15 protein-coding genes are annotated in these 13628 nt (G+C 60.1%); 8 read left to right on the top strand and 7 right to left on the bottom strand.

Annotated features, from left to right (window positions below; all coding sequences use genetic code 11):
* The first annotated feature begins 75 nt into the window (after nt 1-75).
* Nucleotides 76-1011 (top strand): DMT family transporter, encoded by a 936-nt coding sequence (locus ABHR75_RS03130; protein ID WP_346963602.1) that lies wholly within the window; start codon nt 76-78, stop codon nt 1009-1011.
* 110 nt (nt 1012-1121) lie between these two features.
* Here the strand turns inward: ABHR75_RS03130 and ABHR75_RS03125 are convergent, their stop codons facing one another.
* The 4 genes from ABHR75_RS03125 to ABHR75_RS03110 all read right to left on the bottom strand — a co-directional run bounded on the left by ABHR75_RS03125 (nt 1122) and on the right by ABHR75_RS03110 (nt 4587).
* Entirely contained in the window at nt 1122-2264 is a 1143-nt protein-coding gene (locus tag ABHR75_RS03125; protein ID WP_346963601.1) for a GGDEF domain-containing protein, read from the bottom strand.
* A gap of 188 nt (nt 2265-2452) precedes the next feature.
* Complete coding sequence (locus tag ABHR75_RS03120) at nt 2453-3475, bottom strand: 2-keto-3-deoxygluconate permease (RefSeq protein ID WP_346963600.1); 1023 nt, start codon at nt 3473-3475, stop codon at nt 2453-2455.
* A gap of 142 nt (nt 3476-3617) precedes the next feature.
* Nucleotides 3618-3941, bottom strand: coding sequence for an AzlD domain-containing protein (locus ABHR75_RS03115; protein ID WP_346963599.1), 324 nt, complete (start codon nt 3939-3941; stop codon nt 3618-3620).
* A complete protein-coding gene (locus tag ABHR75_RS03110) occupies nt 3931-4587 on the bottom strand; it encodes an AzlC family ABC transporter permease (protein ID WP_346963617.1) in 657 nt (218 codons plus the stop codon). Before ABHR75_RS03110 ends, ABHR75_RS03115 begins: the two co-directional genes overlap by 11 nt.
* A gap of 163 nt (nt 4588-4750) precedes the next feature.
* Between ABHR75_RS03110 and ABHR75_RS03105 the strand changes: the two genes are divergently transcribed.
* Nucleotides 4751-5563 carry an HD domain-containing protein gene (locus tag ABHR75_RS03105; protein ID WP_346963598.1) on the top strand — a complete coding sequence of 271 codons (813 nt, stop codon included), beginning with the start codon at nt 4751-4753 and terminating at the stop codon, nt 5561-5563.
* On the opposite strand, the gene ABHR75_RS03100 is transcribed toward ABHR75_RS03105, so the two are convergent.
* From ABHR75_RS03100 to ABHR75_RS03090, 3 genes are read right to left on the bottom strand one after another with little or no spacing between them, the layout of a single operon-like run.
* Nucleotides 5560-6765, bottom strand: coding sequence for an FAD-binding protein (locus tag ABHR75_RS03100; RefSeq protein ID WP_346963597.1), 1206 nt, complete (start codon nt 6763-6765; stop codon nt 5560-5562). The genes ABHR75_RS03105 and ABHR75_RS03100 overlap by 4 nt on opposite strands.
* The gene (locus ABHR75_RS03095) at nt 6766-7581 is read right to left on the bottom strand and encodes an electron transfer flavoprotein subunit beta/FixA family protein (protein ID WP_346963596.1); all 816 of its coding nucleotides are present in this window, start codon (nt 7579-7581) and stop codon (nt 6766-6768) included. It lies immediately after the preceding gene.
* 2 nt (nt 7582-7583) lie between these two features.
* On the bottom strand, nt 7584-9185 hold the full coding sequence (locus ABHR75_RS03090) for an FAD-binding oxidoreductase (protein WP_346963595.1): 1602 nt from the start codon (nt 9183-9185) through the stop codon (nt 7584-7586).
* Between the two features lie 345 nt (nt 9186-9530).
* Between ABHR75_RS03090 and ABHR75_RS03085 the strand changes: the two genes are divergently transcribed.
* The 6 genes from ABHR75_RS03085 (at nt 9531) to ABHR75_RS03060 (ending at nt 13571) form a co-directional block, all read left to right on the top strand.
* Complete coding sequence (locus ABHR75_RS03085) at nt 9531-9827, top strand: hypothetical protein (protein WP_346963594.1); 297 nt, start codon at nt 9531-9533, stop codon at nt 9825-9827.
* The gene (locus tag ABHR75_RS03080) at nt 9824-10333 is read left to right on the top strand and encodes a hypothetical protein (protein ID WP_346963593.1); all 510 of its coding nucleotides are present in this window, start codon (nt 9824-9826) and stop codon (nt 10331-10333) included. The genes ABHR75_RS03085 and ABHR75_RS03080 overlap by 4 nt, the downstream gene beginning before the upstream one ends.
* Before the next feature lie 89 nt (nt 10334-10422).
* Nucleotides 10423-11022: a hypothetical protein gene (locus ABHR75_RS03075; protein WP_346963592.1), complete on the top strand. Its 600-nt coding sequence runs from the start codon at nt 10423-10425 to the stop codon at nt 11020-11022.
* Between the two features lie 49 nt (nt 11023-11071).
* Complete coding sequence (locus tag ABHR75_RS03070; RefSeq protein WP_346963591.1) at nt 11072-11287, top strand: hypothetical protein; 216 nt, start codon at nt 11072-11074, stop codon at nt 11285-11287.
* 18 nt (nt 11288-11305) lie between these two features.
* Nucleotides 11306-12736 carry a hypothetical protein gene (locus tag ABHR75_RS03065; RefSeq protein ID WP_346963590.1) on the top strand — a complete coding sequence of 477 codons (1431 nt, stop codon included), beginning with the start codon at nt 11306-11308 and terminating at the stop codon, nt 12734-12736.
* Between the two features lie 118 nt (nt 12737-12854).
* Nucleotides 12855-13571, top strand: coding sequence for a DUF554 domain-containing protein (locus tag ABHR75_RS03060; protein WP_346963589.1), 717 nt, complete (start codon nt 12855-12857; stop codon nt 13569-13571).
* Nucleotides 13572-13628 lie beyond the last annotated feature (57 nt).

The raw sequence follows: 13628 nt of genomic DNA, 5'->3' as shown, positions 1-13628 counted from the left end.
GGGTAATAACACCCGCCACCGGCACATCCGGTGGCGGGTTCTTTTTTTTTGTTTCGCGCATGTAGGAAGGACATCATGGAAAGCCGCAAGCCGTATCTCGCCACCCTACCCGGACTCATCCTGGGCTGCCTCGTTTGCTGCGCACTCTGGGGGTCGGCTTTTCCCTGCATCAAGATCGGCTACGCGCTCTTTGGCATCCCGGCGCACGATAGCGCCTCGCAACTGCTCTTCGCGGGCCTGCGCTTTACGCTTGCCGGTGCCCTGGTTATCGTTGGGATGAGCGCGGCTCAGCGCCGTCCCCTCATTCCGCGTACTCGCGACATCAAGCCCATCGTTGTCTTGTCGCTCTTCCAGACTATCGGGCAGTACTTCTTTTTCTACCTGGGCCTCTCGCGCGCCAGCGCCATGTCGAGCTCCATCATCGAGGCCAGCGCCAACTTCCTAGCCATCCTCTTTGCCGCCCTGGCGTTTCGCACCGAAAAGCTCGATGCGGCCAAGGTGCTCGGCTGCGTGCTGGGCTTTGCCGGCGTCGCACTCGTCAACCTTTCGGGCGCGGACGGAATCTTTGGCTTTACGCTCGACGGCGAGGGCTTTATCCTGGCCTCCACCGTCGCGGGTGCCCTTTCGACCTGCCTGATCGGTATCTTCTCGCGCGAGCACGACGGCGTCCTGCTTGCCGGCTGGCAGTTCTTGGTCGGTGGCCTCGTCCTCACCGCTATCGGCTTTCTGATGGACGGCGTGCTCTCCCCCACGGCGATCGTCCCCGCCATCGCGCTCATCGTCTATATGGCGCTTATCTCCGCGGTCGCCTACTCGCTGTGGTCGCGTCTGCTTGCCGTCAATCCCGTCAGCCGCGTCTCGGTCTTTGGGTTTATGAACCCGGTCTTTGGCGTGCTGCTGAGCGCGCTGCTGCTCGGCGAGGGCGCCGGCACGAGCCCTGTCACCGTAATCATGGCCCTGCTCTTAGTCTGCGGCGGCATCATCATTGTCAATAAACCTAAAATGGCCTAGCGAGCTGCCCCGTTCCGAGAAAAAGACGAGGCGCATCTTCGACAGTCGCTACTAATCCCGCCAACACAAAGGGGGCGCACGACCAGCACAACGGTCGTGCGCCCCCTTTTCTAGCGTATCTGGACGCCGGCCTTCTTCTTCTCGCCCTTGACGCGATAGAGCTCCGCATCGGCGGCGCGAAGCAGGTCTTGCCAGGTATCGACACCATCGCCGATCCGGGCATAGCCGATGGACATCCGCAACGAATACGGCACCTCGGCACGCGCCAACTCATCGTTGATTGCCGTACACAGGCCGATGATATCCTGCTCCGTCGCTGCCTTTTGGAGCACCACGAACTCATCGCCGCCATAGCGCGCGATAAAGCCGCCGGACATCGAACAGACGTCCTTGAGCGCCTTCGAAACAACCTGAAGGGCATGGTCGCCCTCGACATGTCCATAGTGGTCGTTAATCTGCTTAAAGCCGTCAGCATCCATCATCAGCAGATACACATCATCGGCCTGGTCAGCACCCGAGAACAGCGACAGCATATAGGTCTCAAAACGGTTACGGTTGTTGAGTCCAGTCAACGGGTCAGTCGAGATCAGCTGCTCCTGGTAGACGATATAGAGCAGCAAAATACTGATCATTATGCCGACGCAAAGGCCGGGCACCGAAAATACGACCTGAAAGGTACCGCCCACCAGAGCGGGGACCGCGAAAAAGGCGAGGGTGCGATAAATGGCCTTCTTTTGCAGGCTTTCGACTTTTCGAGCCTGAACAAAGGCATGCAAGGACGTATATATGACGTAGCAGTAGCTAACGATAGGCTGAATCATATAAGCTGCACCGCGACGATATACGCCTTGCGCATCGATATAGAAAAGAGTGTGTGTCCAGTAGCTGGTAAATGCCAGAGCGACCACTACCGCCGTAGGCAATGCCACGAGTGCCATCCTGTAGCGCGTGGCCAGGAATCGCGAGCCCTGCATCGTCTCGGAATAGAAGAACCAAATGAGGCACGCGATGGCGAACAGCGAAAACGAGACCGCATTGGAAATCCAGTTGGCTGTAATGCCCACAGGAGTGCTCACGCCGTCCGAGAGCGTCCAAATCATATCGAAGAAAATGTAGGCGGCAGACGTGTAGCCCAGCATGCTGAACAAAAGCTGCTGGGTGCTCGAGAACAAGGAGCGGCGACTTCGAGCGGCAAGCCCGATAAGAATAATCATGCACAGCATAAATATCTCGATCTTGAGTGCCTTAACCACCAGGCTCCATCCCCTCTATATCCAAGTGGCCAAAATCGCCCGAGACACACTCGGACAGCAAACACCCCTTACTCCCAGGGGTAAAGGGAATAATAGCAGAGCGTCCGAATGACACTGAATAACAGATGCCGTTCGGACGCTCAGATGGCGTGAATTGCACGCGCCGTTTCATTGACTCGAAGAGACGATTACTCGCCGTCGATATCGGTCGCGACGGCCTCCTCGATAGCCTCGACGCCGGCAACCGACAGGTCCTCCTTGCCCTGGCAGAACTTCTTGTCGACCCAGCCGGTCAGGATCGGGGCCATGATCGCCGTGATGATAACGGCAGTGGCGATCTGGGCGTACGCAGTGGGCGCAAGCTCGGCATAGCGCGGAGCGACCTCGGCGAGAGCGACCGGGGTGGTCATGGCCGTACCGGCGATGGTGGAGCAGGCAACGGCAGCCTTGCCGTTGCCGCCGCACAGGCGCTCGAAGGCAAAGGTGATGGGACCGACGATAAAGAGCGTGATGAGGCCCAGCAGAATGCCCGAGATGCCGCCGGTGATGAAGCTCGACAGGCTCATGGACGCACCGAGCTGAAAACCAATGACAGCGATCGCGGGATTGGTGCCGGGGACCAGCAGGTTCTTAATGAACGGGAACAGGTTGCCCAAAACCATGCCGATAACAAGCGGCAGGATAGAGCCAACGATGGTGCCCAGCGGGATGTTAGCGAGACCCGAGACGCCGAGGATAATCATCGTGACGGCGGGGCCGGCCGTAAAGAACAGGATGCCGACGGCACCTTGCTCGGACTCGTCGCCGAACTCGCCCATGATGCCCGTATAAAGCGCCATGTTGCAAAACGTGATGCCGCCGATGATGGACACGGAGCTCAGGCCCAGGAAGTTGTCGTTAAAGAAATAGGCCACGCCCAAACCGAGAGCCGCCGCGACGACAAGCTTGGGGATCAGCACGACAATGCCGGTCTTGATGGCGCCCGGCGTGGACTTAAAGCTGATACCGGCGCCCACGAAGAGCAGGATCGCCGCAACGATGGTATTGGAACCACCGCGGCAGGCAGCCGTAAAGAAGCCGCCGATCTCAAAGACCTGCGGGCAGAAGGTGTTGAGCAAAAGGCCGACGATCATGGGATAGATCATGATGTCGCCCGGGATGCGCGGGACCTTGAATTTCTTTTGCTCGTTGGCGGTTGCTTCCTGTGCCATGAAACCCCCATTTCCGCTGACGGGGAACAAAAGCCCACGTCATGCTTTGCTACAGTAAAGTCTGACCATGGTACCAGAAGAAGCAGACCAGCTCGATGAGAAATTCGATTCGTTAGGCCAAGGCGGCAAGCGCGCCCTGCTCTTACACGAGACTCAAGGCGATATAGAGCACGATGCCCGAAACGCAGCACCACAGCATCGACTTTGTCTTGATTGCCACCACCACGACGCCGGCAGCCGCGATCCAGGGAATCAAGCCCTGCCACAGGCCGGCGTCGAAAGCGCCGGGGCTTATCAAGTCGTTGGCAACCAACGCCGCAAAGGCGGCCGGCGGAATGTAGCCCAGGGCCTCGGTAATGCGGGGCGACAGGGTCCGCCCGCGCAAGGCGAACGCCGGTGCGATGCGAAAGAACGCGATAGCAGCCCACGACGACAGCCACAGAACCAAGAACTCGTTAACGGGCATCGCGGGCACCTCTTCCGTCAAATACAGCATCGCACGCCAGCGCAATGGTAATGCCGACCACGACGCTTGCCGGCACGGCAATATTCACGAGGCCCAAGAACTTGCATACGGCGACGGACACCGCGCCCGAAACCGCCGCGACAACGTTGCCGCGCGACAGCCGCTGCGAAAAGAGCAGGCAGATAAAGAGCGATGTGCAGACAAAACCTGCAATAGCGGTGGGAACATCGATGACGGCGCCGACAACGGCGCCCATCGTGCATGAGACGCCCCACGTTGCGATGAGGATCACGTTGAGCGCAAAGGACTCGCGTGGGCCCCAGTCATCCCCCTCGACCAACTTGGCTAGCGAGATGCCGTACGCCTCTTCGGTGAGCGTCGCGGCAACAGCCAGCGTCTGACGCTTCGAGGCACCCGTCAGATGCGGCGCGATCGATGCCGAGTAAAGCGCAAAGCGCGAGGAGATGGCAGCGACGGAGGCGACGATCGATGCTGCCGGCACGCCCGCCAGCCACAGGTTGCAGATCATGAACTGCCCACTGCCTGTCACGAACGTGCTACTCAGGGCAAAGACCATCCAGGGCTCCATCCCCGTCTGCGCCATAATCATTCCGCACGGCGCGCCTATCGCAACATAGGTAAGCATCACCGGCCAGACAGTTTTAACGATTTTGAGCACCATAACGTTCCTTATCCCGACAAGGCATCCGAGCCGCATGTAACGATGCGGCAGAATTATCGTCCGACGGCAACCGAGTTCACCTACAATTGCCACCGGATCGAAAGACACAACTTTTTAGGAAGTCATTATGACAGCTATCGATCGAACGCGGGCAGCCGGGGCCTTCAAGACCTATACCGATGCCTACGATGCCACCAATCCGCGCATTGCACTCAAGATCGAGCACACCTATCACGTTGCCAGAGCATGCGATGCCGTGGCGCGCGAACAGGGCTGGTCGCCGCAGGATATTGATCTGGCGTGGCTTTGCGGCCTGCTGCACGATATGGGCCGCTTTGAGCAGCTGCGACGCTGGGACACCTTTAAAGATGCCGAGAGCATGAGCCATGCGGCGTTGGGCGTCGAGGTCCTCTTTGGTGAGAACCCCGCCGACGCGCCTGCCACGACGAGCATCCGAGATTTTATTGAGGCCGACGAGAACGACGAGCTCATCCGCGCGAGCATCGCCTATCACAGCGACTTTCGACTACCCGAGGAGCTCGATGAGCGCACGCGGCGCTTCTGCGATATCGTGCGCGACGGCGATAAGGTCGACATTATGCGCACCATCGCCGACAGCACCGTCGATACCATCCTCAAGGTGGACGAGAAGACGTTTCTCGCCAGTCATTTCTCGTCGCCGACACTTGCCGCCTTTGACGAGCACCGCTGCGTTGCACGCGATGAGCGCGACGAGCCGGCAGACTTCCTGGCAGGGCTCATCTGCTTTATGTTTGAACTTGTCTATCCCGCAAGTCGCGCGCTGGCGCGCGAACAAGGCGATATCTACCGCCTGCTCGACGCACCCTTTGGCATTAAACGGCCCTTTACCGATCCCGCCACACAGGCGACCTGGGAGCGCCTCAAGAACGAGACGCGCTCCTGGCTGGCGCGTGCCTAGCGCTCAAGCTGGGCCAGCAGCTCCTCGACAACCTCGACGGCGTCGCCGACAACCTTGTACTGGGCGGCGCCAAAGATGGGGGCATCCGGGTCCTCGTTGATGGCGATAATGCACTCCGCTCCACCGATGCCGGCAAGATGCTGGATGGCACCCGAGACACCGATACTTACGAGAAGCTTGGGCGAAACCGATACGCCCGTCTGGCCAATCTGATGGCGATACTCCAACCAGCCGGCCTCCACGACAGGGCGCGTGCAGCCAAGCTCGGCGCCAAGAGCCTCGGCGAGCTTTCGCATCAGAGGCAGGTTTTTCTTGGAGCCGATACCGCGACCCACCACGACCAGACGCTCGGCATCGGCAATCGAGGCCTGCTGCCCCCACTCCTCGGCGGGAATCGAGATCTCGACGCGAGCTTTAACGTCATCCGCAAGCGTTACCTGGGTGATCGTGCCGGGACGGCCGTAGTCGAAGTCGGGCGCCTTAAAGATGCCGGGACGTACCGTCGCCATCTGAGGGCGGTGGTTGGGACAAACGATGGTAGCCATCAGGTTGCCGCCAAACGCCGGGCGCGTCTGCTGCAGCAGGCCCGCCTCCGTATCCATCGAAAGCACGGTGCAATCGGCCGTAAGACCCGTCTGCAGGCGCACGGCAACGCCAGGTGCCAGCTCGCGGCCAAAGGCGGTCGCGCCGTACAGAATAGCCTCGGGCTTGCGCTCGGCTACCAAATCGCAGATCAGGCGGGCGTAAACCTCTGCATCGTTTTGGCGCAGGCGCTCGTCGCGACAGACCATAATTTCGTCGGCGCCGGCGCAAACCAGATGCTCAAGCTCCTCGAGCGAGCTCTCGGGGCTCATGCCGACCAGCGCCACCAAGCGGCAGCCGCGGGCATCGGCAAGCTCGCGCCCCTTGCCCATAAGCTCATAGGCCACAGAAGCCACCGTATCGTGCTCATCGGTCTGCACGAATACCCAAATGTCTCGATAGGCGCCAAGGTCCGCCACGCCAGTGGCCTCGTCACGCTCGATCGAGATAGCGTTGACGGGACAGGCGTCGACGCACCCGCCGCACAGAATGCAGCCGTCGGTTACGCGGGCGCAGCGGTTGGGCCGCTCGCCCTCCACCACAATGCCGCCCGAGGCGCAGGCGCGAACGCAGCGACCGCAGCCGATACAGGCTTCACTATCGATAATCAGTCCGCTCATCTATGCCATCCCCTCGATAATCTTGGCAAGCTTTGCCGCCTGCTCGGATGCCGTGCCCTCAACGGCTTCACACGTTTGATCGCGGTCGGGCACAAACGAGCGCACGACCTGCGTCGGCGAGCCGGCAAGACCGCAGCGCGCAGGGTCGGCATGCACGTCGGCAGCGTTGACCACGCGCACGTCAGCCTCCTCAGCCGCACGAATACCGGCGATGCTCGGCATGCGCAGCTGGCCGATCTCCTTTGCGGTCGTCATTGCACACGGCATCTCAAGATAGACCGTCTCTTCGCCGGCATCGCATCCGTGAACGAGCGCCAGCGAACCGCACGTCGTAAAGCCCGCGCTCTGCACGCAGCTCACGTCGGTCACGCAGGGAATCTCGAAGGCGCCGGCAAGCTCGGGCCCGATTTGCGCCGTATCGCCGTCTACCGCCATCTTGCCGCAGATGAGCAGGTCAAAGTCTTCATCGAGCGCCTCGATACCACATTTGAGCGCATAGGTGGTAGCCAGAGTATCAGCACCCGCAAAGGCGCGGTCGGTCAGCAACAGGGCGTCGTCGGCGCCGCGGGCGATACAGTCGCGCAGCAGCGATTCGGTCGCGGGAATACCCATCGACACCACCGTCACGCGCACATCCATGCCAAAGCCGATAAAGTCGTCCTTGAGCGCCAGCGCGCATTCCAGGGCGCTTGCGTCAAAGGGATTAATGACCGCCTGCTTACCATCGCGCACGATGGTATTGGTCTTGGGATCCATCTTGACCTCGGTGCTTCCAGGCACCGCCTTGACGCACACCACCATATGGAAATCGCTCATCTTCACGCGCCCCCTTTCTGGACGAGTTCATCCAAGAGCTTCTCCGCAAACAGGTTGCCGCGACCCAGCTGCCCGGCAGGATCGAGCTGGAGCTTGAGCTGCGCCGACTCGACCATGGCCTCGTGGCCGTACATCGTCTCCAAGAAGCCCGCCTTGATCTTGCCGACGCCGTGTTCGGCGGAGACGGCACCGCCCATGGCCGTGACCTCGGAAGCCCACTGAGCAAAGAGTTCTCCGCCGCGTCGGTAATCCTGCATATCGCGCGGCAGAATGTTCACATGCAGATGGTTGTTACCGATGTGCCCCCAGGCGGCAGATTCAAGCCCACTTTCGGCCAACGTGCGGCGATAAAGGGCGATGACATCGGCCAAGCGTGCGTTGGGCACCGACATGTCCGAGCCCAGTTTGGTGATGGTGGGATCCGTGTGGCGACGCTCGTCGATGAGCATGTTGACGCTCTCGGGCACCGCATGGCGGAAGAATCGCTGGCACTCGCGATCGACCTCGGTGCGCGCGACCCATGTCGCATCGTCGCTACCGCCCGCAAGCTCTAGTACCCACCCCAAGTGATACAGCTCCTCTGTCGCCTGGGCTTCATCGTCGCAGTCGAGCTCCACGTAAACACAGACCTTGGCGTCTTTGTCGAGCGCCGGCAGCGAGGCGAACGCGGTCGACTGCTCGCGCTGACGACGTAGAATATCCAGGGCGCCAGCGTCGAAGTACTCGATGGCAGCCGCATGGGACAGGACGGGACGCACGGAATCGGTAAAGGACACGGCCTTGTCTTCGCTATCGAAAAAGCAGCTCACACCCCAAACGACCGCAGGCGCCGCCTGCAGGGCGATCTCGAGCTCGGTGATAACGCCGAGCGTGCCGCAAGCACCGATAAAGAGGTCGATGGCGTCCATTTCGTCCGCAACGAAATAACCTGAGGCATTTTTTGTCTTGGGCATGGTATATCCGGGAAGATCGAGCTCGAGCGTACGGCCCGCTGCCGTCACGAGCGACAGGTGGCGGCCCTGGGCAAAAGCCTCGCCGCGCTGAAGCTCAAGCAAATCGCCATCAGCCAGCGCGACGTGGAGTCCCGTGATATGTGGGCGCATGGGACCGTAGGCGTAGCTGCGGGCACCGGAGGCGTTACATGCCGCCATGCCGCCCAGACAGGCAGACGCCTCGGTGGGATCGGTGGGAAAGAACTGCTCGGGGGCCTCTTGGAACTCCTCGTAGGCCTCAAGCGATACCTGGTCCCAACCAGCAGTCGGCAGCACCTTCTTGCTCAGCTGCTTGCGCAGCTCCGAGAGCACAACGCCCGGCTCCACGCGCAGCAGAAATTGGCCTTGTTCATCGCGGCGAAGGCCCAAGTAGCGATTCATACGGGAAGTATTGAGGATATGCCCGCCGTGGGGCACGGCACCGGCGGCAAGGCCGGTTCGGGCGCCCTGAACCGTTACCGGGACACGCTCGGCATGGAGCTTTTCCAAAATGGCACGGACCTCGTTTTCCGTTGCCGGAAACGAGATGCTCGATGCTTCGCCCGATGCGCGAGACTCATCGCGACCATACTCTTCGAACTCGTCGGTGAAGGGTTTGATGCTTGCAGACACGCGAACTCCCCCTTTAGCTAACTACAGTGTTTGCAGGGAGATGTTACCGCATCGTTTCGTCGACGTGTTCGAGATCGTCTCCATAATTGGCGATTTTTACGTTCGTGCAATTCGGCGAGTGGCTAGATTTCCTCGGCAGACGATGCTTTTGACACATATGGCCCCGCCGTCGCCGATCGCGCGATTGTCGCTCGAAAAAAGTTGGAGTATTTTTTGCCGCCTTTTACCTGCGGAGACGCCAATCCGTCAAGCATTTGGTCAGAAATTGGTCAAGTAGCGGCTGATACGGTCGGCGTCGACAGCCAAAACCGATAGAAGTTTTGGCCCAGAAGCAGGGAGGTTCCCATGGCATATTACTGGCCCCAGTACGGCATCGCCATCGAAGTCGACGACGATCCCCATCTCCTGCCTTTCGACGAAGAGGCATTCCCCGATACGGCGGTCTACCACGTTACTACCGATGTGATCTGCGACCCCGAGTCGTTCTCGGCGCTCGCCCACCACATCGCGCATACCCACGACATCGAGCTCCCTCCCGACTTCGAAGAGCTCGTCTACTCGCGCCGCCTGATGCTTCACATGCTCTTTGGAGCGGACCCGTCCACCTTTGCGCGCGTCTATACCGCCAAGGATGCCGCATGAGCGCGAAGAGGCCACCCCACTTTGCAGGCCTGGGGCATCGCAAGAAGCTCATCGTTGCCTGCTTGGCCATCATCTGCGCCCTTGTCGCCGTAGGACTATACGCTTGGCAGTCGCAGCCCGTACCCGAGGCGGGCGCCTCAGTCACGACGGCCGAGGGCAAAACGCGTCAGGAAATCCAAGATGAGCTCGACGCCATCGTCCGCGACAACATGATGACGATTTCGGTCGCGCCGGTCGCTCAGCTGCAGGAGGACGGCAAGCTGCGCGTCAACGTGCGAAACGTCCAAGACAATAAATTTCCCCAGCGATTCCGCGTCATCCAAAACGACGAGACCATGTACGAATCCGGCGTGGTCGAGACCGGCAAGACAATCGAGACGTGCCCCGCCGGCGACATCAAAGAAGGCGAGGCGTACATCGAGATCCAGGCACTCGATGCCAAGACCCTCGACAGCCACGGCAATCCGACACGTGTCAAGGTACGGGTTGAGCAAGCCGAGAACTAGCCTTCCGACCGACGCGGCACCGCATGCAATTCACCAGCATTCGCCCAATCATCGCGGGGACGGCCCGCGGCGAATAGAAAGGAACGACCATGGACATCACCAGGAACATGAACGGAGTCAGAGCGCTCGTCGTGGGCACAGGGCTCGCGCTCGCGCTCGCAATGAGCGCCGCCCCGACGCCAGCTATGGCAGCCGGGCGCGTTGGAACCACGAAGGTAATGGTCAGGACCGAGATCGACAACGTTGAGTTCAAAGTTCCGACGGTTATTCCCTTCGTCGCCAAGGCCGACGGCACGCTTCAGGGCCCCTCAGAAGACGCGACCACCATCGACAATCATTCGGCCTACGGCATCCATGTCACCAACATGAAGATCGACGCCATGAACACCTGGACCATTGCCGCCGACGCCAAGGCCGGAACCGCGCAGAACTCCATCGACTTTAAGGTCGGCCCCGACGGCGCGCTCCAGAACGCCAGCGCCGCAATACAGGGGACGGGCCTCGATCTTTCCAAGAATGCAGCCTTCGACATGGGCTACCAGGGCATTGCCGGCGGCACGGACAAAATCAAGCTCAAGACAAGCGGAAACGTCGCCCGCGTCACGCGCGACATCTTCCGCGTAACCGGCGAAGGCGATCAGGTTGCGACGATCACCTGGACGGTCGAGCCCGGTGCGCACACGGCATAAGGCCGTCGCCCTGGCCGCCGCCGTCAGCATCTTAGCGTTTGGGCCAGCCATGGCCTTTGCCCAGCAAGAACAGGCGCAGGCCGCCACGCAAGTGACGGTCGACCTCTCGGAGCTCGACCGCGACGACCGCGAGGAACCGTTGGCGCAGACAGGCGACAGACGATGGCTCTTGGCAGCAGGCGCCACAGCAGCAGGCGCAGGAACCGCCGGCCTCGGTCTGCACATCAAACGCAGCCAGAAACAAAACATGGACAGGCCGCACTAAATTAGCTAAGGAGACCCCATGGCATCGAAGAACCTTTTGCCCGTCGTCGCACTCTGCGGCGCGCTCGCAACCGGAACGCCTGTCGCCGCTTGGGCGACTCCCGTCATGGCGGACTCCTTACCAGCAGCCCTAAGTTCCGCACCAAATCCGTCGAGCGCCATTGCGTGCAAGCGTTTTTCGATCGCACAGGCCGCGATCTCAACCTCGGGATGCCTTCGTCGTAATACGGACGGCTCGATAGTCGTGGATATCAATCGTTCGAACAAGGCAAACGGCTCCCAGGCGGGGTGCGCCGTCTGCACGTGGCGCTCGGTTATGCTCGATGCAGATGGCGATCCATGCAATTTAGAGCTGCGCATCGACATCGCTTCGGTCGATGACTCGGCGAACGGAGCGAAGGTCGCCTTCGACGGTACGTTTTTTGAGAAAGGAGGCGGTATATGTCTGGGCTGCGCCGCCGCGAATGCAGACGAAACGCAGCCCACCCTCTCATTCACGGCATCGTTGCGGCTGACCAAAGCCGGCACCGATGCCATCGCGGCGGGAGAAGCGTCCCTGCTGTTCTACGCCGTCAGCGCCAAAGACACAGACGCTCATTTCGAGAAGCCAGCCGGATCACTCAGCCTTACACGAGGGATAGAGACAGGCCCTATTGAAATCGATGCCCACGCGCAAAGCAGGCAACGCATTCTTGCCGACCCGGCGCTTCTCGAAATGGAGTGGAACGGATCCGGAGCCATCGGAATTCTTCCCTCCGCGCTTGACGCCAAGACGCTCCCCTCAAACGACGAACCCATCAACGCAACCATACAAGAAGAGAGCGCGGACAAAGAAGCAGGTGCGGGCGACACGCCGTCGCCGACAAACAGCATCCCAGCTTCTCTCGAAGCACCGAATGAGCCCGCTAACGATCCAAACGATCCCGAGCTCGCGGACAGTCTGGGGCTTGCTGATCCTCAAGAGATCGATGAAGGTAACTGCTGCGTGCTTGCCGCGCTCGACCACACAGAGATCATCGACGCTGCGAACATCGAAGCTGCCGCCGCCAATCAGCCCGTCCGCAAGTCGGCTATCATCGCATTTCCTGAATCCATCGAAGTCGTCTTTTTGCCATCGGGCGAGGTCGTGGCCCCAACACTGCTCACCTTGTTGGGCGCCAAGAATACTCGAAACGAAATTAAAAAGGTCACAGTTGTCGACCCTGCAACCACCGCCAAGCTGCGTCTATACGCCGTTGCCGCAAACGGAAGCAAGACCCTGGAATTCGATGGCGACACACTTCTAACCTGGCGACGTCTGGACATTATGCAAGACGTCTCGTACCAGATCGAGCTCGAAGGGTTTGATCGTGCCCGCGATGCCAATATCATCGCCGCGGCTATTGAATCCCCGCAGCGGCTTATGACACTGCGCTTTGAATACTATCCCTATGTCCCGACAACCACCTGAGGCTTAAATGCTGCGCATCATTCCTAATACCACTTATATAACGTATTAGATGGGTTGCGATGTGCCTCGCATTTCGTTCTGCTACGATTGCCACGTTGGCATCAATACAGGAGGGCTCATGCCGGGCTTGGGAACAATCATCAACGTTGTGCTTTTAGTTGCGGGCGGTCTTTTAGGATTAGCGGGCGGCCGCTTCATTACACCGCGCATCCAAGACACGCTCATGAAAGCATCGGGGCTGTGCGTCCTGTTTATCGGCCTGGGCGGCACCATGCAAAAGATGCTCATCATCGATGGAAAGGCGCTAGCGACCACCGGTACCACCATGCTCATCGTCTCATTTGCGCTCGGTTCGCTCATCGGCGAGGCCGTCAACTTGGAAGCCGCCATCGAGAACCTTGGCGAATGGCTCAAGCGCAAAACCGGCAGCGAGGGCGATAACGAGTTCACCAACGCTTTTGTCTCGACTTCACTCACCGTGTGTATCGGCGCCATGGCCATTGTGGGATCGATCCAGGACGGTCTGCTCGGTGACTGGTCAACGCTTGCCCTGAAAGGCGCATTGGACTGCATCATCGTCTGCACCATGACGGCGTCGCTTGGCCGCGGCTGCATTTTCTCCGCCCTGCCCGTCGCCGTGTTCCAGGGGACGATCACGTTGTTTGCCGGCGCGCTCTCCCCCATCATGACTACGGCAGCCCTCGACAGCCTTTCGCTCGTAGGCTCCATGCTCATCTTCTGCGTCGGCGTCAACCTCATCCGTCCTCAGACCTTCCGCACGGCCAATATGCTCCCCTCCGTCGTCATCGCCGTCATCTACGCCCTCCTGTTCTAAATCTATCTACGCAGCAGTATCTCGAACACCTGTTTGATGCTGTGCTATGATATGAGG

Origin of the sequence: Collinsella aerofaciens (assembly GCF_039752955.1) — a bacterium.
Classification (GTDB): Bacteria; Actinomycetota; Coriobacteriia; order Coriobacteriales; family Coriobacteriaceae; genus Collinsella; species Collinsella aerofaciens_BI.
The sequence above is the reverse complement of the archived record's forward strand: the minus strand, read 5'-3'. Positions and strand labels throughout refer to the sequence as shown.